Source organism: Frankiales bacterium, from assembly GCA_016125335.1.
Taxonomy (GTDB): domain Bacteria; phylum Actinomycetota; class Actinomycetes; order S36-B12; family CAIYMF01; genus Longivirga.
Map to the genome: position 1 here is coordinate 34,276 of WGLY01000006.1, position 24,323 is coordinate 58,598.

The 24,323-nt window shown below is 73.6% G+C and carries 18 protein-coding genes; 12 read left to right on the plus strand and 6 right to left on the minus strand.

What is annotated here, in order from left to right:
* Positions 1–109: 109 nt before the first annotated feature.
* Positions 110–598 carry an oxidoreductase gene (locus GC157_03700; protein ID MBI1376573.1) on the minus strand — a complete coding sequence of 163 codons (489 nt, stop codon included), beginning with the start codon at positions 596–598 and terminating at the stop codon, positions 110–112.
* A 70-nt stretch (positions 599–668) separates the two neighbouring features.
* A complete protein-coding gene (gene speB / locus GC157_03705) occupies positions 669–1,694 on the minus strand; it encodes an agmatinase (GenBank protein MBI1376574.1) in 1,026 nt (341 codons plus the stop codon).
* A gap of 180 nt (positions 1,695–1,874) precedes the next feature.
* Between speB and GC157_03710 the strand changes: the two genes are divergently transcribed.
* The 5 genes from GC157_03710 to GC157_03730 all read left to right on the plus strand — a co-directional run bounded on the left by GC157_03710 (position 1,875) and on the right by GC157_03730 (position 9,655).
* Entirely contained in the window at positions 1,875–2,279 is a 405-nt protein-coding gene (locus GC157_03710) for a rhodanese-like domain-containing protein (protein MBI1376575.1), read from the plus strand.
* Positions 2,280–2,457: 178 nt separating this feature from the next.
* Positions 2,458–3,792, plus strand: a complete 1,335-nt coding sequence (locus GC157_03715) for an aminotransferase class V-fold PLP-dependent enzyme (GenBank protein ID MBI1376576.1) — start codon at positions 2,458–2,460, stop codon at positions 3,790–3,792.
* Positions 3,793–3,981: 189 nt separating this feature from the next.
* Positions 3,982–5,073, plus strand: coding sequence for a phosphatase PAP2 family protein (locus GC157_03720; protein MBI1376577.1), 1,092 nt, complete (start codon positions 3,982–3,984; stop codon positions 5,071–5,073).
* Between the two features lie 173 nt (positions 5,074–5,246).
* On the plus strand, positions 5,247–6,773 hold the full coding sequence (locus GC157_03725; GenBank protein MBI1376578.1) for a 4Fe-4S dicluster domain-containing protein: 1,527 nt from the start codon (positions 5,247–5,249) through the stop codon (positions 6,771–6,773).
* A complete protein-coding gene (locus tag GC157_03730) occupies positions 6,770–9,655 on the plus strand; it encodes a molybdopterin-dependent oxidoreductase (protein ID MBI1376579.1) in 2,886 nt (961 codons plus the stop codon). The genes GC157_03725 and GC157_03730 overlap by 4 nt, the downstream gene beginning before the upstream one ends.
* A 52-nt stretch (positions 9,656–9,707) precedes the next feature.
* On the opposite strand, the gene GC157_03735 is transcribed toward GC157_03730, so the two are convergent.
* On the minus strand, positions 9,708–10,436 hold the full coding sequence (locus GC157_03735; protein MBI1376580.1) for a DUF4396 domain-containing protein: 729 nt from the start codon (positions 10,434–10,436) through the stop codon (positions 9,708–9,710).
* 250 nt (positions 10,437–10,686) lie between these two features.
* Here GC157_03735 and GC157_03740 point away from each other — a divergent pair, with 250 nt between their 5' ends.
* The 5 genes from GC157_03740 (at position 10,687) to GC157_03760 (ending at position 19,796) form a co-directional block, all read left to right on the plus strand.
* The gene (locus GC157_03740; GenBank protein ID MBI1376581.1) at positions 10,687–12,456 is read left to right on the plus strand and encodes a pyruvate oxidase; all 1,770 of its coding nucleotides are present in this window, start codon (positions 10,687–10,689) and stop codon (positions 12,454–12,456) included.
* Positions 12,453–15,467 (plus strand): FAD-binding protein, encoded by a 3,015-nt coding sequence (locus tag GC157_03745; protein MBI1376582.1) that lies wholly within the window; start codon positions 12,453–12,455, stop codon positions 15,465–15,467. Before GC157_03740 ends, GC157_03745 begins: the two co-directional genes overlap by 4 nt.
* Complete coding sequence (locus tag GC157_03750) at positions 15,464–16,567, plus strand: mandelate racemase (GenBank protein ID MBI1376583.1); 1,104 nt, start codon at positions 15,464–15,466, stop codon at positions 16,565–16,567. The genes GC157_03745 and GC157_03750 overlap by 4 nt, the downstream gene beginning before the upstream one ends.
* A 124-nt stretch (positions 16,568–16,691) precedes the next feature.
* Positions 16,692–18,494: a TRAP transporter large permease subunit gene (locus GC157_03755; protein MBI1376584.1), complete on the plus strand. Its 1,803-nt coding sequence runs from the start codon at positions 16,692–16,694 to the stop codon at positions 18,492–18,494.
* 93 nt (positions 18,495–18,587) lie between these two features.
* Positions 18,588–19,796 carry a hypothetical protein gene (locus GC157_03760; protein ID MBI1376585.1) on the plus strand — a complete coding sequence of 403 codons (1,209 nt, stop codon included), beginning with the start codon at positions 18,588–18,590 and terminating at the stop codon, positions 19,794–19,796.
* A gap of 48 nt (positions 19,797–19,844) precedes the next feature.
* Here the strand turns inward: GC157_03760 and GC157_03765 are convergent, their stop codons facing one another.
* Positions 19,845–20,354, minus strand: coding sequence for an OsmC family peroxiredoxin (locus GC157_03765; GenBank protein MBI1376586.1), 510 nt, complete (start codon positions 20,352–20,354; stop codon positions 19,845–19,847).
* A 76-nt stretch (positions 20,355–20,430) separates the two neighbouring features.
* Positions 20,431–20,892, minus strand: a complete 462-nt coding sequence (locus GC157_03770) for a hypothetical protein (GenBank protein MBI1376587.1) — start codon at positions 20,890–20,892, stop codon at positions 20,431–20,433.
* Between the two features lie 341 nt (positions 20,893–21,233).
* Between GC157_03770 and GC157_03775 the strand changes: the two genes are divergently transcribed.
* Together GC157_03775 and GC157_03780 are read left to right on the plus strand one after the other, a co-directional pair.
* Positions 21,234–22,628: a glycosyltransferase gene (locus GC157_03775; protein MBI1376588.1), complete on the plus strand. Its 1,395-nt coding sequence runs from the start codon at positions 21,234–21,236 to the stop codon at positions 22,626–22,628.
* Positions 22,625–22,843 carry a hypothetical protein gene (locus GC157_03780; protein MBI1376589.1) on the plus strand — a complete coding sequence of 73 codons (219 nt, stop codon included), beginning with the start codon at positions 22,625–22,627 and terminating at the stop codon, positions 22,841–22,843. Before GC157_03775 ends, GC157_03780 begins: the two co-directional genes overlap by 4 nt.
* Positions 22,844–22,858: 15 nt before the next feature.
* Here the strand turns inward: GC157_03780 and GC157_03785 are convergent, their stop codons facing one another.
* Complete coding sequence (locus GC157_03785) at positions 22,859–24,256, minus strand: phospholipase (GenBank protein MBI1376590.1); 1,398 nt, start codon at positions 24,254–24,256, stop codon at positions 22,859–22,861.
* Between the last annotated feature and the right edge of the window lie 67 nt (positions 24,257–24,323).

Below are 24,323 nucleotides of genomic sequence, written 5' to 3' on the forward strand. Positions count from 1 at the left end.
CGCCCGCGCACACCACGGTCCAGGTCAGCACGCCGCGACGCTAGGCGCCACGCGGGCCGTGCCGCGTCGGGGAGAGTCCCCCAGCCGCCCCTGAGCCGACCCTGAGGGGTCAGACCTCCAGGCGGCGGAACCCGCTGGCGTGGAAGACCAGCGGCGGGTTGAGCGGATCGGCGTCGAGCTCCTCCACCCGCAGCACCACGATGTCGTGGTCGCCGGCGCGGAAGCGGTCCTGCACCGTGCAGTCGAGCCAGGCGCTCGCGCCGTCGAGCACCACGGCGCCGCCGGGGAGCGCCCGCCACCGCACACCGGCGAAGCGGTCGGTGTCGCGCGCGGCCATGAGCCGGGCGACCCACTCCTGGTCGTGCGCCAGCACGCTCACGCCGAGGCGCGGCGCGTGCGCGATCCGGGGCCACGTGGTGGAGGTGTGCGCGATGCACACCGACACCAGCGGCGGCTCCAGCGACACCGAGGTGAAGCTGCTCGCCGACATCCCCACCGGCTCGCCGCCCACCAGCGCCGCGACCGCCGTCACCCCGGACGGGAACGCGCCGAAGACCTGGCGCAGCCGCAGGGAGTCGTGGAGGGGCACGCCGGTCATTGTGGTACGCCGAGCCCCCGCGGGCACTCGGACCCCTGGTCGGCTCCGAGGGTCCGAACGGGCCACTGCCTCAGCCGGCGGTGCCGCGGCCGTCGAGCAGCGGCCGCGCAGGGTCCCACGACGTGCCGTGGGCCGCGTCGTGGCGTCGCCGCGCCATGCCCGAGAGCGCCTCGAGCACCACGCGGTTGGCCAGCGACGCGGTGATGTCGGCGTGGTCGTACGGCGGTGCCACCTCGACGACGTCCATGCCGACGACCGGGAGCGACACCGCGATGCGGCGCACCGAGTCGAGCAGCTCGCGCGCGGACAGGCCACCGGACTCCGGCGTCCCCGTGCCCGGTGCGTGGCCCGGGTCGCACACGTCGATGTCGACCGAGAGGAAGACGCCGTCGCAGTCGTCGAGCGCGATCTCGAACGCCTCGTCGAGGCAGACCTCGAGGCCGCGGTGCACGATCTCGGTCATCTCGTAGGAGCGCATGCCCCGGTCGGCCATCCAGTCCAGCGTCTCCGGCTCGGGCCAGTAGCCGCGCAGGCCCACCTGGAGGAAGCGGTCGCCGCGCACGGCGCCGGACTCGATGAGCTGGCGCATGGGGTGGCCATGACCGATGAGCGAGCCGAAGGTGATGTCGCCGGTGTCGGCGTGGGCGTCGAAGTGGATGACGCTGATGCGCCCCCACCCGCGCGCCCGCGCGACGCCGGTGGCGTCCGGCCACGTGATCGTGTGGTCGCCGCCGAGCACCACCGGCACCGCACCCGATCGCGCGACCGTCTCGATCGCGGCCTCGAGGTCGCGGCAGGAGCGCTCGGCGTCGCCGCTGAACATCTCCACGTCGCCCGCGTCGAGCACCGTGAGGTCGCGCAGGGCGTCCACCCGCAGCGCCAGCGAGGGCCGCGACCCGTCGTGGGGCAGGTAGTCGGCCGCGCGGATGGCCTGCGGGCCGAAGCGCGCCCCCGCGCGGTAGGACGTGCCGCCGTCGAACGGCGCGCCCACGATGACGACGTCGGCCCCGGCGTAGGTCTCCGGCTCGTCGACGGTGCAGCGCTCGACGCCGAGGAAGGTGAAGTCCGGGCCGAACATCGGGCCGTAGCGGGTCACGGGGCGGCTCCTCGCAGCTGTCCGGCCCGGGTCGGAGGCACGGGCCTGGCAGGCACGAGCATGGCCCACGCCGAGGGCCGCGAGCCACCCGGTGCCCGCGCGGCGCGGAACCCGGCCGATCGCGGTGGCATGGGACGCGCCGGACAGGGCAGGGTCGTGCCCCCGGACCTGGAGAGAGACATGACCGTCGTCACCAACGCCGTCACCGAGACCCCCGCGGCCGCCCCCGAGCGGGCGGCCGAGCACTTCGCCGCCCTGCTCTCCCTCGAGACCGACTGCTGGGACGTGCACGAGGCGCTCGCGGCCGGGTCTGCGGGCTTCGTGCTGCTCGACGTCCGCGGTCGGGGCGGGTGGGACGCCGGCCACGTCGAGGGCGCGACGCACCTGCCGCACCGCGAGCTCACGGCCGAGCGGCTCGACGAGTACCCGTCCGAGACGCTGTTCGTCGTCTACTGCGCGGGGCCGCACTGCAACGGCGCCGACCGCGCGGCGCTGCGCCTGGCCCGGCTGGGCCGGCCGGTCAAGAAGATGGTGGGCGGCGTCACGGGCTGGCTCGACGAGGGCTTCCCACTGGCCACGGGCTGAGCCCGGCGCCCGGCGCCGACCCGCGCCCGGGCCTCGCCAGCCTCCCGCCCCGCCGGAGCAGGACCCCGGGCCGGTGGCACGATGGCGGCGCCGCGGGCGAGCGCCCGCGCAGGACGGAGACGGCACGGTGGACCTCGACCGCTGGCTGCGCGCCGCTCACGAGGCGTACGACGCCTGGATGGCGGGCTACCCGCCGTACGAGGCCGCGGCCGTCCTCGACGTGACCGACGATCGGCTCGCCGGTCCGTTCGCCGAGCTCACCGAGCGGCTGCGCAACAACTACCCCTTCGGCCACCCGTCCTACGCCGGGCAGATGCTCAAGCCGCCGCACCCCGTCGCGATGGTCGGCTACCTCGCCGCGATGCAGGTCAACCCCAACAACCACGCGCTCGACGGCGGTCCCGCCACCGCAGCCATGGAGAAGGAGGTGGTGGCCTCGCTGGCGGCGATGGTCGGGCTCGCCGACCACCTCGGGCACCTCACCTCGAGCGGCACGATCGCCAACCTCGAGGCCCTCTACGTCGCCCGCGAGACCCACCCGGGCCGGGCCGTCGCGTTCAGCGCCGACGCCCATTACACCCACGCGCGGATGTGCCGGGTGCTCGGCGTGCGCGGGATCACGGTGCCCACCGACGCGGCGGGACGCATGGACCTCGACGCCCTCGCCGAGGTGCTCGCCACGCACGACGTCGGCACCGTGGTCGCCAGCCTCGGCACCACCGGGCTCGGCGCCGTCGACCCGCTCCACGAGATCCTCCCGCTGGCCCGCAGCCACGGGGCCCGGGTGCACGTGGACGCCGCGTACGGCGGCTTCTTCCGCCTCGTCGCCGACGACAGCCCCGGTGGGGTCGACCCGGCTCCCTGGCTCGCGGCGGCCGACGCCGACTCGTTCGTCGTCGACCCGCACAAGCACGGCCTCCAGCCCTACGGCTGCGGCGCCGTGCTGTTCCGGGACCCGTCGGTGGGCCGCTTCTACGACCACGACTCGCCCTACACCTACTTCACCTCCGACGAGCTGCACCTCGGCGAGATCTCGCTCGAGTGCAGCCGCGCGGGGGCGGCCGCCGCCGCGCTGTGGCTCACCCTCCAGGTGTTCCCGCTCACCCCGGACGGGCTCGGCGCGGTGCTGCGCCCCGGCCGGGTGGCGGCGCTGCGCTGGGCCGGGCTGCTCGAGGCCTCCGACGTCCTCGACCTGTACCAGCAGCCGGCGCTGGACATCGTGACCTACCTGCCCCGCGTGCCCGGCCGCCTGCTCTCGCAGGTGGACGCCGTCTCGGGCGCGGTGCTCGACGCCGGCATGGCCGACCCGGTCGATCCGGTGTTCCTCGCGACCTACGCCGTCGGCGCCGACGCCCTCGCCGCACGCGGCCACGACGTGGCCGCCGACGTGCCGAGCGGACGCATCCTGCGCAGCGTCGTGATGAAGCCCGAGACCGCGGCGGCGGTCGACGCGATCCACGCCCGGGTCGAGGCGCTCGCGGTCTCCGCCGTCCCGGCCGTCACCGGCGCGTAGGCCCGACCGCCTGTCGCGTCGTGGCGGCGCGTCAACGAGGGCGGCCCCGGGGCGACGTGGGCCGCCTGCCGGCATCGGTCCGTGCGCTCGGCGACGTCGCTCGCTCCCCGGTCCGCTGCGAACGACGGGCGACAGGACCGAGACACGGCTCTCGCCCCACGCGCGGCGGGTCGCTGGTACGAAGGAGGGGTGACGTCGCCCGAGCCCTCCGCCGCGCCGTGGGAGCGCACGGCGGCCTGGCTGGTCGCGGTGTGGGCCGGGTGCCTGGCCGGGCTGGTCCTGGTCTACGAGCTCACCGTGCGCACCGTCGCCGGGCGGATCGTCGGCGACGTCGCGCTGCGCGGGGCCGACGTGCAGGTGCCGGCGTTCCTCTCGGGCATGAACACCGTGCTCGACCTCGTGACGGCGACCTCGATCGCGGGGGCGGTCGCGCTCGTGGCCGTCGTCGCACTGGCGCGCGACCGCCGCGACGACGGCCTGGTCGCGGTCGGCCTGCTCGTCGCGGCCAACGTCAGCTCGCGCCTGCTCAAGAGCTTCCTGCTCTCGCGACCCGACCTCGGGCTGTCGGAGAGCGCGCCCGTGACGCTCAACAGCCTGCCCAGCGGCCACACCACCGCCGCGTTCTCCGCCGTCGTGGCGCTGCTCGTCGTGCTGCCGCGCCGCCTGCGCACGCCGGTGGCCCTGGTGGGCATCGGGTTCTCAGCCCTCGCCGCGATCGCCACCATGACCTCGGGCTGGCACCGGGCCGGCGACTCCCTGGCCTCCCTGCTGCTGGTCGCGTCGTGGACCGCGGTGGCCGGCCTGGTGCTGCTCCTGCGGCGGGCGCCCCGCGACGACGACGCCCACGCCCCGGCGCCCGAGCCGACGCCGGCGGTGCATCCGGACGGAGCCACCGCCGTGACGCCGGACGCGGCACCCGCCGACCGGCGCGGCGCGCCACCGCCCACGACGCGGGCGCCCGAGCCGCTCGAGCAGTCCCCGCCCGGGGCGGCGGACGACGCGCCGTCGGGGCAGGTGCCGCCCGTGCCGCCGGTGGGCCGCACGGCGCGCCGGCTCCTGGTGGGGTCCGGGGTGCTCGCGGCCGTGGCCCTGGCCATCCCGCTCGGCATCGTCCTCGACGAGGGCGCCCGCTCCTCGACGTTCGGCGCCACCGCGGTGTTCGTCGCGGCCGGGCTGCTGCTCGTCGCCGCCACCACCGCGACGACGGTGCTCGTCCTGCGCGTCCTCGAGCGCACCGACGACCCGGCCCCCGCGCGAGACCCGCAGCCGGCCGAGGGCTGAGCCCGGCGCGCACGCGGGGTCGCAGGACCATCGGTGGACGCGGGGCACCCCACTCGGGGCGACCGTCCCGCGGGCGGCGGCTAGCGTAGGCGCGTCGCCGCACGCGCCCGGGAGACCCGGCGTCCACGCGGCCGAGACCAGGCACGAAGTTCGCGAGCCCGCGGGAGGCGCCGGTGCAGTACGCGTTCGCCATCGACCAGCGGACGTGCATCGGCTGCCACGCCTGCACCGTCGCCTGCAAGACCGAGCACCAGGTGCCCCTGGGCCAGTTCCGCACGTGGGTGAAGTACATCGACAAGGGCGAGTTCCCGGACACCACCCGCGAGTTCGGCGTCATGCGGTGCAACCACTGCACCGACGCGCCGTGCGTGAAGATCTGTCCGACGCAGGCGCTGTTCAAGCGCGACGACGGCATCGTCGACTTCGACAACAGCAGATGCATCGGCTGCCGCTCGTGCATGCAGGCCTGCCCCTACGACGCGATCTACATCGACGAGGACACGAACACCGCGGCCAAGTGCAACTTCTGCGCCCACCGCATCGACCAGGGCCTCGAGCCCGCGTGCGTGGTCGTCTGCCCCACGGAGTCCATCTGGGTGGGCGACATCGACGACCTCACCAGCTCGCTCTCGCGCCTGGTCCGCACCACGGAGACTCAGGTGCGGTCACCGGAGCAGAACACCGGTCCGAACGTCTTCTACGTGGGGGCCGACCGCGCCGTGCTCGACCCCCTCGCCGCTCCCGTCGACGACACCTACCTGTGGGCCACGCCGGACGCGCACCGCCGCGAGGTGGCCGCCGACCTCCCGCGCGACCCCGTCACCGACGCGCGCACCACGCTCAACACCGCGCACCCGCGCCCGTGGGGCTGGCAGGTGACGGCCTACCTCTGGACCAAGGGCTGGGCGGCGGGCGTGGTGCTGGTCACCGCCCTGGCCATGGCGCTGGGGTTCGGGACGGGAGCCGTCGGCGACTGGGTGGCACCGGTCGTGGGCCTCGTGGGGACGGCCGTCACCGGCGCGCTGCTGGTGGGCGAGCTCAAGCGGCCCGAGCGCTTCTGGTTCATCTTCCTCAAGCCCAACCCCACCTCCTGGCTCATGCGGGCCGGCTGGATCATGGTCGCCTTCTCGGGGCTCACCGTGCTGTGGCTCGGCGCCTCCTACCTCGGCGCCACGGCGCCGCGCGCCTGGATCATCGGGCTCAGCGCCGTCGCCGCGGTGCTGCTTGCGGGCTACAGCGCGTTCCTCTTCGGCCAGGCCGAGGGCCGCGACCTGTGGCAGTCGCCGCTGCTGTTCTGGCACCTGCTCGTGCAGGCGGTCATGGTCGGGTCGGGTGTGCTGGTCCTGACGGAGACGGTGGTCTCCACCGAGACCGCGCTGCGGCCGTGGACCATCCGGGTGCTCGCCGTCTCGACGGCCGTGCACCTGCTCATGCTGCTGGTCGAGTACTCCGGGCGGCACGCCTCGCGCAACGCCGCCGCCGCGGCCCACATGATCGTGAGAGGGCGCTACGCGCGGACGTTCTGGCTGGGCGGGGTCGGGCTCGCCTGCCTCGCCCTCGTGCTCGCGGCCACCGGCTGGAGCGCGACGTCGGGGCCTGGCCTGTGGCTGGCCGCGGTGGCCGGCGCCCTCGTGCAGGGGGCCCTGCTCGCGTACGAGAGCGTGTTCGTCCGGGCCGCGCAGGACGTGCCGCTGTCATGACCGAGCACACGGAGGCGACGCCGATGACGCAGGGCTCCGGCCCCGAGCTGCCGGGCATGCGCACCCGCTTCGGGCTGCGCAACTTCCCGCCCGTCGAGCAGTGGGACTGCGTCCTGCTCGACGACCCCAAGGCGCACCCCCGGCGCGAGTCCGCCGAGTACACCCTGGTCCCCACCACGTGCTTCAACTGCGAGTCGGCCTGCGGGCTGCTCGCCTACATCGACCGCTCCGACCTCTCGGTGCGCAAGTTCGAGGGCAACCCCGCGCACCCGGGCTCGCGCGGACGCAACTGCGCCAAGGGACCCGCCACGATCAACCAGGTGACCGACCCCGAGCGGATCCTGCACCCGCTGCGCCGCGTCGGCCCGCGGGGCGGCGGAGGCTGGGAGCAGGTCACCTGGGACGACGCGCTCGACGACATCGCCGCACGGATGCGCCGCGCGATGTCGGAGGGCCGGCGCGACGAGATCATGTACCACGTCGGTCGCCCCGGCGAGGACGGCTTCGCCGAGCGGTTCCTCATGGCGTGGGGCGTCGACGGGCACAACAGCCACACCAACATCTGCTCCGCCGGCGCCCGATTCGGCTACACGATGTGGGGCGGCTTCGACCGCCCCTCGCCGGACCACGCCAACGCGCGCGTGATCCTCCTGCTCTCCAGCCACCTCGAGACGGGCCACTACTTCAACCCGCACGCCCAGCGGATCATGGACGCCAAGCGCAACGGCGCGCGTCTCGTCGTCCTCGACCCGCGGCTGTCCAACACCGCCTCGCACGCGGACCTGTGGATGTCGCCCTGGCCGGGCAGCGAGGCCGCGATCCTGCTCGCGGTGGCGGCGTACCTGCTGCGCACGCGCAGCATCGACGAGGCGTACCTCGAGCGGTGGCTCAACTGGCGCGAGTACCTCGCCAACCTGCACCCCGAGGCCCCGCAGGACTTCGCCACGTTCCTCGACCGGCTCACCGACGACTACGCGCACTACACGTTCGAGTTCGCCGCGCAGGAGGCCGACATCCCGGTCGCCCAGGTCGAGGAGCTCGCGCGCACCGTCGCCGGCGCGGGCAACCGCCTCGCGGCGCACGTGTGGCGCAGCGCCGCCGCCGGCAACTACGGCGGCTGGACCGTGTCGCGCGCGCTGATGCTCCTCGTCGTCCTCACGGGGAGCGTGGGCACGGTCGGCGGCACGAGCCCCAACGGCTGGGACAAGTTCATCCCCCACGGGCCGAACATGCCGCCGGCGCACGAGAGCTGGAACGAGCTGCTCTGGCCGCGCGAGTACCCGCTGTCGACCAACGAGCTGTCGATCCTCCTGCCGCACTTCCTCAAGGACGGCCGCGGCCACGTGGAGGTGTACTTCTCCCGGGTCTACAACCCGGTCTGGACCAACCCGGACGGCTTCAGCTGGCTCGAGGCGCTCACCGACGAGTCGCAGGTGGGCCTGCACGTCGCGCTCACGCCCACCTGGTCGGAGACGGCGGAGTTCGCCGACTACGTGCTGCCCATGGGCAACGGCGCCGAGCGCCACGACACGCACTCGTACGAGACGCACGCGGCCAAGTGGCTCGGCTTCCGGCAGCCGGTGCGCCGGGTGGCGATGGAGCGGCTCGGCATGCCCGTCGCCGACACCCGCGACGCCAATCCCGGCGAGGTGTGGGAGGAGAACGAGTTCTGGTTCGAGCTGTCGTGGCGGATCGACCCGGACGGGTCGCTGGGCATCCGGCAGTACTTCGAGTCCCCGTACCGGCCCGGTGAGAAGGTCACCGTCGACGAGTACTACCGGTGGATCTTCGAGAACCAGGTGCCCGGCCTGCCCGAGAAGGCGGAGGCCCTCGGGCTCACACCGCTGGCGTACATGAGGAAGTTCGGCGTCGTCGAGGTCGCGAAGGACGTGTACCGGCTCGACGAGCGGCCGCTCACCGAGGCCGAGCTCGACGGAGCGGTCGAGGAGCCGGGAGGGGTGCTCCGCAAGCCCGTCACGCTCGACTCGGCGCCCCCGCTCGTCGGCGAGGCCGGCGCGGTCGGGCTCGTCCACGACGACGGCACCCGAACGGCCGGCTGGCTCACGCCCTCGCGCCGGCTCGAGATCTACTCCACGTCGCTGCGCGACTGGGGCTGGCCCGAGCACGCGACACCCGGCTACATCGAGTCGCACGTGAGCCGGCGCAAGGTCGACGTCGGGGCCGGCGAGCTGGTGCTGATCCCTACCTTCCGCCTGCCGACGATGATCCACACGCGGTCCGGAAACGCCAAGTACCTCAACGAGATCAGCAACACCCACCCGTTGTGGCTCAACTCGGTCGACGCCGCCCGCGCGGGGGTGCGCACCGGCGACCTCGTGCGCATCACCACCGCGATCGGCCACTTCGTGGCCCGCGTGTGGTCCACGGAGGCGATCCGCCCCGGTGTCTGCGCGCTCTCCCATCACATGGGCAGGTGGCGGGCGAACGAGGGCGAGGGGAGCCGCTGGGTCAGCGGCAAGGTCGACCTGTCCCGGCCGGACGGCGAGGGCCGCTGGATGCTGCGCTACACGTCCGGGGTCGCACCGTTCGAGTCGTCCGACGCCGACAGCGCCCGCGTGCACTGGGACGACCCCGGTGTGCACCAGAACCTCGCGTTCCCCGTGCAGCCGGACCCGTGGTCCGGCGCGCACTGCTGGCTGCAGAAGGTGCGGCTCGAGCCCGCGCACGCCGACGACCGCTACGGCGACGTCGTCGTGGACACCCGGCGCTCCCGCGAGGTCTACCGCGAGTGGCTCGCCCTGACCCGCCCCGCGCTCGGGCCCGACGGGCAGCGCCGCCCGGAGTTCCTCATGCGCCCGGTCAAGCCCAAGCGCAAGGCGTTCCGCGTGCCGGTCGATCCGGCGCCGGACGGCGCGCAGTAGCGGGGGTCACGCCGGTCCGCGCGCGGTGCCGGCCGCGGACGGGAGACGCGGTCTACATGCGCTCCTTGACGCCGCGGCGGATCAGCAGCCAGTTGACCGGGTAGGCGGTGGCGAACCCGACCAGCATGGCGATCTGCATAGCGGCCCAGAACGTGGGAGACGAGACGGCGGCGCGCCCGCCGATCGCCGCCGGGAGGATCCAGAGCTGCACCAGGGCCATCGTCCCGTACATGCCGACCTGCCACGACGAGATGGAGAAGGTGTCGGCGGTGACAGCGGCCTTGAGCCCCTTGCGCAGCCCGAGGCCCCGCATGGGGGCGATCGCGAAGTACTGGAACGCGATGCCGATGGCGAAGGCGGCCACGAAGTCGAGCACCCACGTGGCGTAGATCCGGTCCTCGAACAGCCAGCCCGAGCCGCCCAGCACCGCGGCGGCGGGGAGCAGGAGCACCAGCCACTCCACGAGCAGGTCGCCGAGCGCGCATCCGGCGCCGCAGTGCGAGGCTCCGGTGAACACCGAGACCGCCATCGGCGGCTCGTCGTCCTGATCGGGACGCGGCTCGCCGCGCCGCGTCGCGCGGCCCCAGCGCAGGTAGGCGGCCAGCCACAGCAGCGAGCCGAACAGGGCGGTCAGCGGCCACACGAGGCTCATCACGCCCATGCGCTGAGGACGTCGCGCCACGTCGACGGCGACGAAGGCGGCGCAGGCCACGCCGAGCACGACCATCACCGTCGACACGGCGACGAGGGGCCAGGGCTGTTCGTTCGTCGAGAGCTCCATCGCGCCCGGTGCTGCCCACGCCCCGCCGGGCCCACTCATGCGCACGCCCGTCCGTCCGGAAGACGGAGCCCGGCGCGCGATCCTCCGGCGCGCGGCGACGAACGCGGACATCGCCGTTTCCGAGGAGCGACGAGGGGTACGGCGAGCGACGGCGACGAGCGAGCGACCCCGCTCCGGCGCCACGACCACCGCGGTACGCCGGCGATGTCGCGCGTCCGTCGGGACGAGGACGAGACGAGGAGGCCTGGACATGGGACGGATCGCATCGGAAGCGCTGGTCGAGCGGCTCGCGGAGTGGGGGGTCGACACCGTCTTCGGAATACCCGGCGACGGGATCAACGGGATCATGGAGGGCCTGCGGCGGCACACCGACAAGGTGCGGTTCGTCCTCGTGCACCACGAGGAGGCCGCGGCGTTCATGGCCTCCGCATACGCTAAGGCGACCCGGCGCGTCGGTGTCTGCCTGGCGACCTCCGGCCCCGGCGGCATCCACCTGCTCAACGGCCTCTACGACGCCAAGCTCGACCACGCCCCGGTCCTCGCGATCACCGGCATGCAGGAGACCAGCGTCCTCGGCACCGGCTACCAGCAGGAGGTCGCCCTCGACCAGCTCTACGCCGACGTCGCCGAGTACAACCTCGTCGTCACCAACCCGGCGCAGCTCCCCGGCGTCGTCGACCTCGCCATGCGCACGGCACTGTCGCGCATGGGGGTCGCGCACCTGTGCTTCCCGAACGACGTGCAGGTGGCGGACGCCGACGCCGACCCCTACGCCCACGTGGCTCCGGCCAACCCGCCGGCGACCGCGCCCGTCTGGCTGCCGTCCCCGGGGCGCCCGCGCGAGGAGGACCTCATGGCCGCGGCGGACGTGCTCAACGAGGCGGAGCGGCCCGCGATGCTCGTCGGTGTCGGCGCGGCCCACGCCCGGGCCGAGGTACTGGCCGTGGCCGAGGCGTGGGGAGCGCCCGTCATCAAGACGCTCAAGGGAAAGGCCGTCGTGCCCGACGACTCGCCCTACACCGTCGGTGGCATCGGCCTGCTGGGCACGAAGCCGGGCGAGGAGCTCGTCGAGGACTGCGACGTGCTGCTGATGGTGGGCACGAACTTCCCCTACACCAAGCACCTGCCGGAGCCGGGCAAGGTGAAGGTCGTCCAGATCGAGGCGGACCCCACCCGCGCCGGCGCGCGGCTGCCCACCGAGGTGCCGATGATCGGTGACGCCAAGGAGGGTCTCGCTGCGCTCCTCCCGCTGCTCAAGCCGCGGGGCAACAACGACCACCTCGCGTCGTACCAGAAGAAGATGGACTCCTGGCGCTCGGACATGGAGGCGCTCGAGGACGCGAAGCGCACCCCGATCGCACCCCAGTTCCTGGTGGGTGTCATCGACGACCTCGCCGACGACGACGCGATCCTCACCTGCGACTCCGGCACGATCGCGACGTGGGCCGCGCGCCACTGGACGATCCGCGGCGAGCGCGAGTTCTACCTCTCCGGCAACCTCGCGACGATGGCGCCCGGCCTGCCGTACGCCGTCGGCCTCCAGCACACGTTCCCGGACCGCCAGGTGATCGCCTACGTCGGCGACGGAGGCTTCGCCATGCTGATGGCGGAGTTCCTCACCGCCGCCGAGCACGGCCTGCCGATCACCGTCGTGGTCAACAACAACCACGCGCTCGGCCAGATCCTCTGGGAGCAGATGGTGCTCGGCTACCCGGAGCACGGCGTGCGCTTCGCCGAGCCCCGCAGCGACTTCTCCGCCTGGGCGCGCTCGTGCGGCGGCCTGGGCGTCAAGGTGACCGACCCGGCCGACCTCAAGGGAGCGATCTCCGAGGCGCTGCGCCACGACGGGCCGTCGCTGGTCGACGTCGACGTCGACGCCGACGAGCCGCCGCTGCCCGGCAAGGTCACCTACGAGCAGGCCCGCAAGTTCGCGACGGCGTGGCTGCGGGGCCAGCCGCACAAGGCGTCGATAGCGACGACGCTGTTCAAGGACAAGATCTCCCAGCTCCGCGCCCGATGACCGCCGTGGAACGCGTCGCCCCGCCGGAGATGCGGCGGCTGGCGGCCATCGACGTCCGCGTGCTCGAGGAGCGCCTGAAGGAGCTCGTCGGGGGCGACGTGCGCTTCGACCCGGCTGCCCGCGGCGCCTACTCGACCGACGGCTCCAACTACCGCCAGGTGCCGATCGGCGTCGTCGTGCCGGCCACGGTCGAGGACGGCGCGCGGGCCGTCCGCGTCTGCCACGAGCTGGGAGTCCCCGTGGTGAGCCGCGGCGGGGGGACGAGCCTGGCGGGCCAGGCGTGCAACGTCGCCGTGGTCGTCGACTGGTCGCGCTACTGCAACCGCATGGTCTCGTTCGACCGCGACGCGCGCACCGCCGTCGTCGAGCCGGGGATCGTCCTGGACGACCTCAACCGTCAGCTGGCAGACGCGGGGCTGGAGTTCCAGCCCCAGCCGGCGACGCACGGCCACTGCACGCTCGGCGGGATGATCGGCAACAACTCCTGCGGCGCCACGGCGATGGCGTACGGCACCACCAAGCACCACGTGCGCCGGCTCGAGGTGCTCACGGTCGACGGCGTCCGTATGTGGGTCGGCCCCACCTCCGAGGAGGAGCACGCCGCGATCCAGGACGCCGGCGGACGTCGCGCCGAGATCTACCGCGGCCTGCGCGAGCTCGTCGACCGGCACGCCGACGCCATCCGCGAGCGCTTCCCCGACATCCCGCGACGGGTCTCCGGCTACAACCTCGACTCGCTGCTGCCGGAGAACGGGTTCGACCTGGCGAAGGCCCTCGTCGGCTCGGAGTCGACCCTCGTCACGGTGCTGCACGCCGAGCTGGAGCTCGCCGAGCGCGTCCCCGAGCAGGCGTTCGTCGTGCTCGGCTACCCGAGCATCGAGGAGGCGGCGTATGCCGCTCCCCGCGCCGCGGAGCACCACCCGCTGGTGCTCGAGGGCATGGACGACCGCCTCATCCACTACCAGCGCGAGGAGGACCGCAACCGCGAGGCGCTGCGCCTGCTGCCCGAGGGCGAGGGCTGGCTGGTCGTCGGGCTGGGCGCGGACAGCCACGACGAGCTCGAGCGCCGGATCGCCGCGGTCGAGGACGACCTCGCCGGCGACGGCGGTGCGACGAGCCGCGTGTTCCGCGACGAGCGGCAGCGCACGGAGCTCTGGGAGGTGCGCGAGGCCGCGCTCGGCGCGACCGCGCAGGCACCGGAGATGCCGGACACGTGGCCCGGCTGGGAGGACTCCGCGGTCCCTCCGGAGCGCCTCGGCGAGTACCTGCGCGCCTTCGGCGAGCTGCTCGACCGCTACGGCTACGGGGCCGCCTCCCGCTACGGCCACTTCGGCCAGGGCTGCCTGCACATCCGGATCCCGTTCCAGCTCACGACCGCCTCCGGCGTCGCCGACTTCCGTGCGTTCATCCAGGAGGCGGCGGAGCTGGTGTCCGGCCTCGGCGGCTCGCTCTCCGGCGAGCACGGCGACGGCCAGGCCCGCGCCGCGCTGCTCCCGCTGATGTTCGGCGACGAGGTGGTGCACGTCTTCGAGGAGGTCAAGGACCTGCTCGACCCGGCGAACCTGATGAACCCCGGCAAGGTGGTGCGTCCGCACGCGCCCGACGAGAACCTGCGTCTCGGTTCCGACTTCGAGCCCGCGACGGTTCAGACGTGGTTCCGCTACACCGAGGACGAGAACAGCTTCGCCCGCGCGGCGCAACGCTGCGTGGGCGTGGGCAAGTGCCGCAACCAGACCGGTGCCGTGATGTGCCCCTCGTACCGGGCCACCGGCGCCGAGGAGCACTCGACCCGCGGGCGGGCACGCCTGCTCTTCGAGATGCTCGACGGCCACGGCGACAGCCCGGTGCAGGACGGCTGGGCGTCGCAGGACGTGCACGACGCGCTCGACCTGTGCCTGGCCTGCAAGGGCTGCAAGCACGACTGCCCGGTCGAGGTCGACATGGCCACCTACAAGGTCGAGTTCCTGGCCCACCACTACGCGGGGAGGCTCCGCCCGGGCGCGCACTACGCCATGGGCTGGCTGCCGGTGTGGGCCCGCGCCGCGTCGTTCGCGCCCGAGGTGGTCAACCTCGCCACCCGGCTCGGCCCCCTGACCCGGACGGCGCAGCGGCTCGCCGGCGTCGAGAAGGACCGGCCGGTCCCGCGGTTCGCGAAGCACCGGTTCGTCGACTCGTTCCACCGCCGCGGCTCCCGCGGCGACGGACGGCGCGGCACGGTGATGCTCTGGCCGGACACCTTCACCAACAACTTCCACCCGGAGGTGGGCCGCGCCGCCGTCCGGGTGCTGGAGGACGCCGGCTACCGCGTCACGGTCCCCGACGGCACCGTCTGCTGCGGGCTCACCTGGATCACGACCGGTCAGCTGGGCATCGCCCGGCGCGTGCTGGGCCGCACGGTCGCGGCGCTCGCCGACCACGTGCGGGCCGGTGGCCTGGTGGTGGGCCTCGAGCCGAGCTGCACGGCCGTGTTCCGCTCCGACGCGCAGGAGCTGATGCCCCACGACGAGGACCTCTCGCGGCTGGCCGACCAGACGCGCACGCTCGCCGAGGTGCTCGTGGACACCGACGGCTGGGAGCCGCCGCAGGTGGGCCGCGACGCGGTGGTGCAGCCGCACTGCCACCAGCACGCCGTGCTCGGCACCGGGCCGGACGAGGAGGTGCTGCGTCGTGCCGGGGTGAGCACGACGTCGGTCGGTGGCTGCTGCGGGCTCGCGGGCAGCTTCGGCTACGAGCCGGGGCACCTCGACGTCTCGGTCGCGTGCGCGGAGCACGAGCTCATGCCCGCCCTGCGCGACGCCGACCCCGGATCGCTCGTGCTGGCCGACGGCTTCAGCTGCCGCACGCAGATCGAGCAGCTCGGCGGCGGCACCGCGCGCCACCTCGCGGAGGTCCTCGCCGCCGGGCTGGCCCGTCGCGACGCGGAGGACCTCCCCCGCAACGGGCGCGGCCAGATCGTGCGGCACCTCGACCGGCACACCCCCGCACCGGGGCCGGGCGGGTGGCCGCGATGAGCGGTCCCGTCCGGCAGGTGCGGGCCGAGGCCTACCGCATGCCGACGTCGGCGCCCGAGGCCGACGGCACGCTGGCGTGGGACTCGACCACGATCGTCGTGGTGCACGTGCGCACCGACGACCACGAGGGCCTCGGCTACACCTACACCGACGCGTCCGCGGCGTCGCTGGTGAACCGCAAGCTCGCCGACGTGGTCGTGGCCGGCGACGCCGACGACGTCGTGGCCACCAACGCCGCGATGCGCCGGGCCCTGCGCAACATCGGCGACCACGGCCTCGGCGCCGCCGCGCTCTCCGCGGTGGACGTCGCCCTGTGGGACCTGCAGGCCCGGGCGAAGGGGGTGCCGCTCGCCGACCTCGTCGGGCGGCAGCGGGAGTCGGTGCCGGTCTACGGCAGCGGCGGCTTCACCACCCTGGACGGCGACGGCCTGGCGGACCAGCTCACCGGCTGGGTGACCGACCTGGGCGTCGGTGCGGTCAAGATGAAGATCGGCGAGTCGTGGGGGTCCGCCGTCGGCCGCGACCTGGAGCGGGTGACCACGGCGCGCGCGGCCATCGGGGCGGACGTCGCCCTGTTCGTCGACGCGAACGGCGGCTACGACCGCGAGCAGGCGCTCGAGGTGGGACGGGCCCTGGAGGAGCGCGACGTGCGCTGGTTCGAGGAGCCGGTCAGCTCCGACGACGTCGAGGGCCTGCGGCTGCTGCGCGCCGCGCTGCGCTGCGACGTGTCGGCGGGCGAGTACACCTGGCGTCTGCAGGACGCCGCGAGGCTGCTCGACGGCGCGGCCGTGGACTGCCTCCAGCTCGACGTCACGCGCTGCGGCGGCATCACGGGCTGGGTCCAGGCAGCGGCGCTCGCGCACTGGCGGGGCGTCGAGCTCTCGACGCACTGCGCCCCCCAGGTGTCGGCGCACGTCGGCTGCGCGACCGTGGGGGTCCGCCACCTCGAGTGGTTCCACGACCACGTGCGCCTCGAGTCCGAGCTGTTCGACGGCGCCCTGCGCCCCGCTGCGGGCGTCGTCGCCCCGGACCCCGACCGACCCGGCCTCGGCCTGTCCGTGCGCGCCGAGGTCGCCGGGGCGCTGCGCGTCCAGCCCTGAGCAGCCGGGCCCGCGAGCGCGGTCCCGTGGGTCGTCCGACTCGCGGGCGGGCGCGTCTGCCCTAGGGTTCCCCTGGACGTCGGGCCCTCCCGCCCGGCAGCGGAGCACGAGGGGCGGCCGATCGGTGGACCACGCCACGATCAGCCTCCTCGTCCTCGCGTCGGTCATCGTGCTGTTCGTCTGGAACCGGCTCCCCGTCGGGGCCGTCGCAGTGCTGGCCTCGCTCTCCCTCTACGTGACCGGCGTGCTCCCGGTGGACCAGGCCCTCGCCGGCTTCGGCGACCCGGTGGTCGTGTTCATCGCCGCGCTGTTCGTGGTGAGCGAGGGGATCGACTCCGCAGGGGTCACCACCTGGGCCGGCCAGTGGCTGCTCTCGGTGGTGGGTGACCGGCCGCGCGTGGCGCTGCTGTCGGTCATGGCGATGGCGTCGGTGATGACGGCGCTCATCACGCTGAACGGTGCGGCCGCGGCGCTCATCCCCATGGTGGTGGTGATCGCGATGCGGCTCGGCGTGCTGCCGGGGCGCATGCTCATGCCCATGGCCTTCGCCGGCAGCGCCGGCGGCCTGCTGTTCCTCACCGCCTCGCCGGTGAACGTGCTGGTGGCCGGGGCCGCCGACGACGCCGGCACGTCCGGCTTCTCCTTCTTCTCCTTCACGGTCATGGGCGTGCCGCTCGTGCTCGCCACCATCGCGCTGGTGTCCGTGCTCGGGCCGAGGCTGCTGCCGGGGCGCGCCTCCCTGGAGCAGCCGCCCGACCTCAGCGGCCACGCGGCCACGCTCGCGGACCACTACGAGCTCGTCGACGGCTTCTACCGGCTGCGCGTGCGGGCCGGCTCCCCGATGGTGGGCACGCCGCACGGCTCCTGGGACCTCGCGCCCTACCCCGGGCTGCGCCTCATCGCCGTGCAGCGCGGGCTCGAGCCCCTCGACGACGGCGTCGCGCTCGAGCCCGACGACGTGCTGGTCGTGACCGGCCCCGGCGACCAGGTGAGCCGGCTGGTCGTCGACGCCGTGCTCATGGTCGTGATGCGGCCGATCACCAGCGAGACCGGCGAGCTGCTGACCCGCGACCTCGGCGTCGCGGAGCTCGTGGTGCCGCCGCGCTCGCCGCTCGTCGGGGAGACGATGTTCCCCGGGATGGTCCGCGGCGGCGACCTCGTCGTGCTCGGGATCCGCCGGCGCGGTCGCGAGCGGGGCGCGGAGCGGACCGTCATCGACGAGGGCGACTCGCTGCTCGTGCACGGGTCGTGGGCCACCGTCGAGCAGCTGGTGGAGCACCGCGACGTGCTCGTGGTGAACTCCCCCGACCTCGTGCGGCGGCAGGCCGGACCGCTCGGCGCCAAGGCCGGCGCGGCCATCGCGGTGCTCCTCGCCATGATCGTGCTGCTCGCCGCCGACCTGGTGCCGCCGGCCGTCGCCGGGCTCGGTGCGGCCGTGGCGATGGTGCTGCTGCGCGTGGTGTCGAGCGGCCAGGCCTACCGCGCGGTGTCGTGGCAGACCGTCGTGCTGATCGGCGGGCTGATCCCGCTGTCGACGGCCATCGAGACGAGCGGGGCCGCGGACCTCATCTCCGAGAAGCTGCTCGCCGTGGTGGGAGACGGCCACCCGCTGCTCGTGCTGGTGGCCCTGTTCGTGCTCACCGCGACCCTCGGCCAGTTCATCTCGAACACGGCCACCGTGCTCATCGTCATCCCGATCGCGGTGTCGGCCGCGCACGAGTCGGGCGTCTCGCCCCTGCCGATCCTCATGGCCGTCGCCGTCGCGGGCTCGGCGTCGTTCCTCACCCCGGTCGCCACGCCGGCCAACATGATGGTGTTCGGCCCCGGCGGCTACCGGTTCGGCGACTACTGGCGCCTCGGGCTCCCCCTGCTGCTCGCCTGGCTGGTGCTCGCGCTGCTCATCGTGCCGCGGGTCTGGCCGCTGTGAGCACCTGACCGCCCCAGCGACCCGCCGCTTGCGCGCCCACCGGCCCCCGCACCCTGCTACGTTCCGCTTCGGCCCACACCCCTCGGAGCCCCGATGAACCCGATCGTCGCGTTCGTGATCGTCATGGCGGTCTGGACCGTCAGCGACTTCGTCGCCAAGAAGACGAAGTCGCTGCTGTCCTCGCTGTTCGTGGCCTCGATCATCTTCCTGGTCGGGTTCCTCACCGACGTCTTCCCGCACGACCTGCTCGCCGCGTCGTCGCTGCTGGCGCTGGCCGGAGTCGTGGTGGGCTTCATCATCGTGCACCTCGGCACCATGATCAGCCTCGACGACTTCATCAAGCAGTGGCGCACCTTCCTCATCGGCGTCGCCACGGTGCTGGGCATCGGCGTCATGCTCTACGTCGCGAGCCTGGTGTTCGGCCAGTCGATCAGCGGGGCGGCGGAGGACGGCTACGCCTCGGCCCTCGACTTCGTCGTCGCCGGCACCGGTGCGCTCAGCGGCGGCACCATCTCGGTGCTCCTCGTGCAGGAGGCGGCGCTCGGCGTCGGACTCACGAGCATCGCGATCTTCCCCGTGCTCATCGCCGCGCTTCAGGGCCTGATCGGCTTCCCACTGACCTCGATCATCCTGCGCCGCGAGGCCGCGCGGCTGAAGTCCGAGTACCGCGCCGGCAACCTCGAGGCCACCGAGAAGGCCGAGGCCGAGGCGGCCACGCACGACTCGCGCCTGCCGGACGCCTTCCGCGGCACCGCCGGGACGCTGTTCGTCGTCGGCATCGCCGTGCTGGTGGCCCTCGGCATCAACAACCTCACCAACGGGATCCTCAACACGTTCGTGGTGGCGCTGATCCTCGGCATCGCGCTGCGCACGACCGGCATCTTCAAGCCGTCGGTGCTCGCGGGCATCGACTCCCTCGGGCTCATGATGATCGCGATCATGATCCTGGTGTTCGGCCCGCTCGCGACCGTGCTGCCCTCCGACGTGAAGGCGCTCGCGGGGCCGCTCGTGCTCGCGTTCGTGTTCGGGATCCTCGGCATCGGCCTGTTCGCCGGCCTGGTGGGCAAGCTGCTCGGCTACAGCGTGCCCATGTCCGTCGCGATCGGGCTCACGTCGCTGTACGGCTTCCCGGGCACGATGATCCTGTCGCAGGAGGCCGCGCGCGGTGCCGGGGAGTCGCCCGAGGAGGTCGCCGCGATCGAGCACCAGATCCTGCCGAAGATGATCGTGGCCGGCTTCAGCACGGTGACCATCACCTCCGTGGTGATCACCAGCATCATCGTGGGCCGCATCGGCGGCTGACCGGCCGTCGGTGGCCGCGCACCGCGCGGCCCCGGCCCCGGCCCCGGCTCAGCGGGCGGCGCGGCGGACCACCACGGTCGCCGGCTCGCGCAGGCTCTGGCCCACCACGCAGTAGCGCTCGGTGGATCGGGCCAGCCGCTCGAGCGCCACGTCGTCCACGTCGCCGGTGACCGTCGCCGTGACGGTGACGGGGCCGACCCCGACGTCGACCGAGCGGTCCATCCCGAGCGTGCCGCGCGCGTCGAAGTGGCTCTGCGCGCTGAGCTGCACGTCGCCGAGGTCGAGCTGCATGGCCGTGGCCACGCTGCGCATCGTCACGCCGGCGCACGCGAGCAGCGCCTCCATGAGCATGTCGCCCGAGCACACGTCGCTGCCGTCGCCGCCGGTGGCCGGATGGAGCCCGGCCCGCACGGGCCCGGCGGCGGTGGCGACGGTGCACGTGATGCCGTCGTCGGCGAAGTCCGCCCGGGCGCCCACCGGCGTCCACGCGGAGGCGGGGTCGGCCTTGTAGCGGTCGCGGACGGGGGCCTGGAGCGCCCGGATGGATTCGCGGTCCATGACGGCATTCTCGCCGCAGGCGGGCCGGATCGACGCCGGAACCACCGACCCGACGGCACCGCCGGACGCGAGGGCATCAGCCGGCAGCGGTGCGCACCAGGTCGGCCACGGTCCGCTCGGTGGCGGCGTCCATCTCGAGCAGCGCGTAGGAGGTGGGCCACATCGCGCCGTCGTCGAGGGCGGCGGCGTCCTCGAAGCCGAGGGTGGCGTAGCGGCTCTTGAACTTCACCGCAGGCTTGAAGAAGCAGACGACCTTGCCGTCGCGGGTGTAGGCGGGCATCCCGTACCAGGTGCGCGACTGCAGGTGCGGGGCCACCTCCCGCACGAGCGCGTGCAGCCGCTCGGCGAGCACACGGTCGGAGTCGGCCATCTCGGCGATCCGCTCGAGCACCTCGGCCTCCTGCTCGGCCGCGGTCCGGGCCTGCTTCTCGGCCTTGAGCTCGGCCGCGCGCTCCTTCATCGCGGCGCGCTCGCCGGCGGTGAACCCGCCCGAGGCCGATGCGGACGGTGACGTGCTGCTCTTCCTCGCTGCGGGCATCGGTGCCTCCGGGTGTTCCGTGCTTCTCTGCCGTCGCGCCCACGCTAGGCGGGGGCGCGGGCCCGCTGCTTCTCCAGACCTGCTCGATCCGCGGACCGACCGTCAGGACGAGGGGCGGCCGTCGGTCGGAACCGGTCGTCGCCGGTCAAGCGCGAGGCTGTAGCGGTCGATACACACCCCGTGACCCCCCGCACGAGTGCGGACTCCACGGGCGTCCCGGAACCGACGGCCGCGCCCCTGGACGACGCCACCCCCGCGCCGCGCTGCCCGCGTCCGAGCCGGGCCTGCACCGCATCGCCACCCCCGCCTGGCTGCGCCGCGGCGTCGCCGCCCTCATCGCGATGACGGTGATCGGCGCCGCGGCCCTGCTCTGGCTCGCGGTCGCGCAGTCGGCGCCCGCGCCGGTCGGCGGCGAGCACATCACGTGGACCTGGGGACCGTTCTCGCTGCTGTACTCCTCCACCCGACCGCCCGCCGGGGTCGTCCTCGTGGCGCTCGGGCTCGGCCTCGTGGCGGTCGCGGCGACGGCCGCCTTCACGCTGTGGTTCCTGCGCACCTCGCGCAGCTCGCTCGACCCGAGCACGTACCCCCTGTCACCGCACAAGATCATGCGGGCCACCCACGGCCGCTACGACGGCCCGGTCACCATCACGGTGCTCGTGCCGGCGCACGACGAGGCCGACCGCATCGGCGCGACGCTCAGCAGCCTCGAGCAGCAGAGCCGGCGACCGGACCGCGTGGTCGTGGTGGCCGACAACTGCACCGACGACACGGCCGGCATCGCCCGCGCCGCCGGCGCCGAGGTGATGGCGACGACGGGGAACACCGAGAAGAAGGCGGGCGCGCTCAACCAGGCGCTGCGCGACCTGCTCCCCGGCGCCGGCCACAACGACGTCGTCATGGTGATGGACGCCGACACCGTGCTCGGCGACGGGTTCCTCGAGGAGGCGGACCGCCGGTTCACCGAGGACCGTGCGCTCATGGCGCTCGGCGGTGTCTTCACCGGCGAGCCCGGGCACGGGCTGATCGGGGCGTTCCAGCGCAACGAGTACGCGCGCTACGCCCGCACGGTGCGCCGCCGTCGCGGGCTGGTCGACGTCCTCACCGGCACCTCGACCCTGTTCCGGCCGCTGGCCCTGCGCACGGTGGCGTCCAGCCGCGGGCACGCGCTGCCCGGCCGGCCGGGCGACGTCTACGACACCCTCGCGCTCACCGAGGACAACGAGATCACCATCGCGCTCAAGCGGCTCGGCGCGCTGATGGTGTCGCCGTCGCAGTGCCGGGTGGTGACCGAGCTGATGCCCACGTGGCGCGACCTGTGGCGCCAGCGCCTGCGCTGGCAGCGCGGCGCGGTCGAGAACATCGGCGCCTACGGCCTGAGCCTCTCGACGCTGCGCTACTGGACCCAGCAGCTCGGCATCGGCTACGGCACGATCGCGCTGCTCGCCTACCTCGTGTGCATGGCCGTCCTCGTGCTGGCCTCGGACGAGTGGGTGTGGTTCCCGTTCTGGCTCGGCGTGGGGCTGGTGTTCGCCGTCGAGCGTGTGGTGACGGCGTGGCGCACGGACCCGCGCGGCCGCCTGCTCGCCGCGCTGCTGTTGCCCGAGCTCGTGTACGACCTGTTCCTCGACGCGGTGTACGTGCACGGACTCGTGCAGATCACGCTCGCCCGCCGGGCCAGCTGGGGGCACGAGCGCGCGCTGCCCGCCCCGGACCGTGAGTCGGTGACGCCATGAGCCTGCTCGCCTCCGTGCTGCCGGCGTCGTGGCTCACCAGCACCTGGTACGCGACGCTCACCGCGTTCGTCGCGGTCAACACCCTGGTGTACGTGGTGCTGTCGGTGTCGAAGATCCTGCCCCGCCTGCACCCCACGACCTGGCTGCCGGGCCAGCGCGGCGCCAACCGCCGGCGTGAGAGCCGGTCGATCCACCCAGTGCCCCCAGGGGACTGACCGGCCGTACGGCGGTCAGCCCCCCGCGGCCGGCACCACGGCCTTCCCGCCCCGGAACGCGTTGAGGCGCAGCGCGGGCGGCGGGCTCGTGCACCCGATGCAGGCCGGGCGCCCGGCGAACCACGGAGGGAGGGTGGGCGAGTCGGTGGGCGGGTTGGTGGCCAGCAGGAGCGGGCGCAGCGGCTGCTGCGAGAAGTCGAAGTCGTTCACGAGGTTGCCCAGCTGCGGCTGGTTCTCACGGACGTCCGGACGCGGGTCCGGCCGCCCGTCCGTGGCGGGGTCGAGCCGCTGGCCGCCGAGGAAGTCGTCCTCGATGAACTTGAGGTACGCGTCGCTGGAGAGCACCTGGTGGTCCACGTAGCCGCGGCGGGCGTACGGCGAGATCACGATGCTCGGCACACGCAGGCCGTAGCCGGCGCGGTCGACCTGCGGCGGCACCACGTGGTCGTAGAAGCCGCCCCAGTCGTCCCACGAGAGGAAGATCGCGGTGGAGCGCCAGTCCGGGCTCTTCATCGCGGCGTTGATGACCGAGGTGACGTAGGCCTGGCCCTGGTGCACGCTCTCCGGCGGGTGCTCGCTGTCCGGGCCGGACGGCGTGATCCAGCTGACGGCGGGCAGGGTGCCGTTGCGGGCCGCGGTGAAGTACTGGCGCAGGTCGCGCACGTTGGACTGCTGGCCGTCCTGGTGCACGTCGCCGAACAGCGGCAGGGGGTTCCAGATGCCCGGGGTCCTCGCGTTCTGCGGCGTGGCGGCGCACGTCATCGCGCTGTCGTTGGCGCAGTCGGGCTGCGAGCCGGACTGCACGTAGTACGACCAGCTCACGCCGGCCGCGTGCAGCAGCCAGGTGAGGTCCGTCCAGGCGAGGTCGACCGACGTCGAGCCCGTGCGCAGCTCCTGGTTCACCGCACGGCCGAAGACGCCGTCGGGGTAGGGACCGCTGGCGTCGCCGACGCAGCTCATCGGATCGGGCGACGAGCAGCGGGCCGACCAGCCGGAGACCATGTAGAGGTGGTCCGGCAGCGACCAGGACTTCACCGGCTCGAACATGTGGTCGTCGAGGGTGAAGTCCTTCGCGTACCTCCAGTAGTTCGGGATCTCCGCAGCGGTGTGGTAGCCCATGACGTCGGTCCTCGGCCCCAGCGCGCAGCCCGGGTCGGTGGGGGTCGCGCACACCGAGCGCGCCGTGGCGCGCTCGAGGATGAACCCGTTCATGCTGCCGTGCGCGACGTCGGCCACGGCGTCCTTCAGACCGTGCGGGCCGCCGCCGTTGATGTCCGCGGTGTCGTGGTACGGCCGCACGCAGCGGCCGGTCGGTGCCGGCAGGCACACCGTCGGGCGGTGGTGGCGCATGGGGATGCCGTCCGCGCCCGGGAAGGTGCCGAAGTAGGAGTCGAACGACCGGTTCTCCTGCATCACCACGATGACGTGGCGGATCTTGTGGATCCCCTGCGGCACCAGGAGGGTGCCCGGCGGAGCGGCT

Coding starts and splice junctions, on each gene's coding strand:
- GC157_03700 (MBI1376573.1), bottom strand. CDS start 598: ATGACCGGCGTGCCCCTCCACGACTCCCTGCGGCTGCGCCAGGTCTTC.
- GC157_03710 (MBI1376575.1), top strand. CDS start 1,875: ATGACCGTCGTCACCAACGCCGTCACCGAGACCCCCGCGGCCGCCCCC.
- GC157_03715 (MBI1376576.1), top strand. CDS start 2,458: ATGGCGGGCTACCCGCCGTACGAGGCCGCGGCCGTCCTCGACGTGACC.
- GC157_03730 (MBI1376579.1), top strand. CDS start 6,770: ATGACCGAGCACACGGAGGCGACGCCGATGACGCAGGGCTCCGGCCCC.
- GC157_03735 (MBI1376580.1), bottom strand. CDS start 10,436: ATGGAGCTCTCGACGAACGAACAGCCCTGGCCCCTCGTCGCCGTGTCG.
- GC157_03740 (MBI1376581.1), top strand. CDS start 10,687: ATGGGACGGATCGCATCGGAAGCGCTGGTCGAGCGGCTCGCGGAGTGG.
- GC157_03745 (MBI1376582.1), top strand. CDS start 12,453: ATGACCGCCGTGGAACGCGTCGCCCCGCCGGAGATGCGGCGGCTGGCG.
- GC157_03750 (MBI1376583.1), top strand. CDS start 15,464: ATGAGCGGTCCCGTCCGGCAGGTGCGGGCCGAGGCCTACCGCATGCCG.
- GC157_03760 (MBI1376585.1), top strand. CDS start 18,588: ATGAACCCGATCGTCGCGTTCGTGATCGTCATGGCGGTCTGGACCGTC.
- GC157_03765 (MBI1376586.1), bottom strand. CDS start 20,354: ATGGACCGCGAATCCATCCGGGCGCTCCAGGCCCCCGTCCGCGACCGC.
- GC157_03770 (MBI1376587.1), bottom strand. CDS start 20,892: ATGCCCGCAGCGAGGAAGAGCAGCACGTCACCGTCCGCATCGGCCTCG.
- GC157_03775 (MBI1376588.1), top strand. CDS start 21,234: ATGACGGTGATCGGCGCCGCGGCCCTGCTCTGGCTCGCGGTCGCGCAG.
- GC157_03780 (MBI1376589.1), top strand. CDS start 22,625: ATGAGCCTGCTCGCCTCCGTGCTGCCGGCGTCGTGGCTCACCAGCACC.
- GC157_03785 (MBI1376590.1), bottom strand. CDS start 24,256: ATGCAGGAGAACCGGTCGTTCGACTCCTACTTCGGCACCTTCCCGGGC.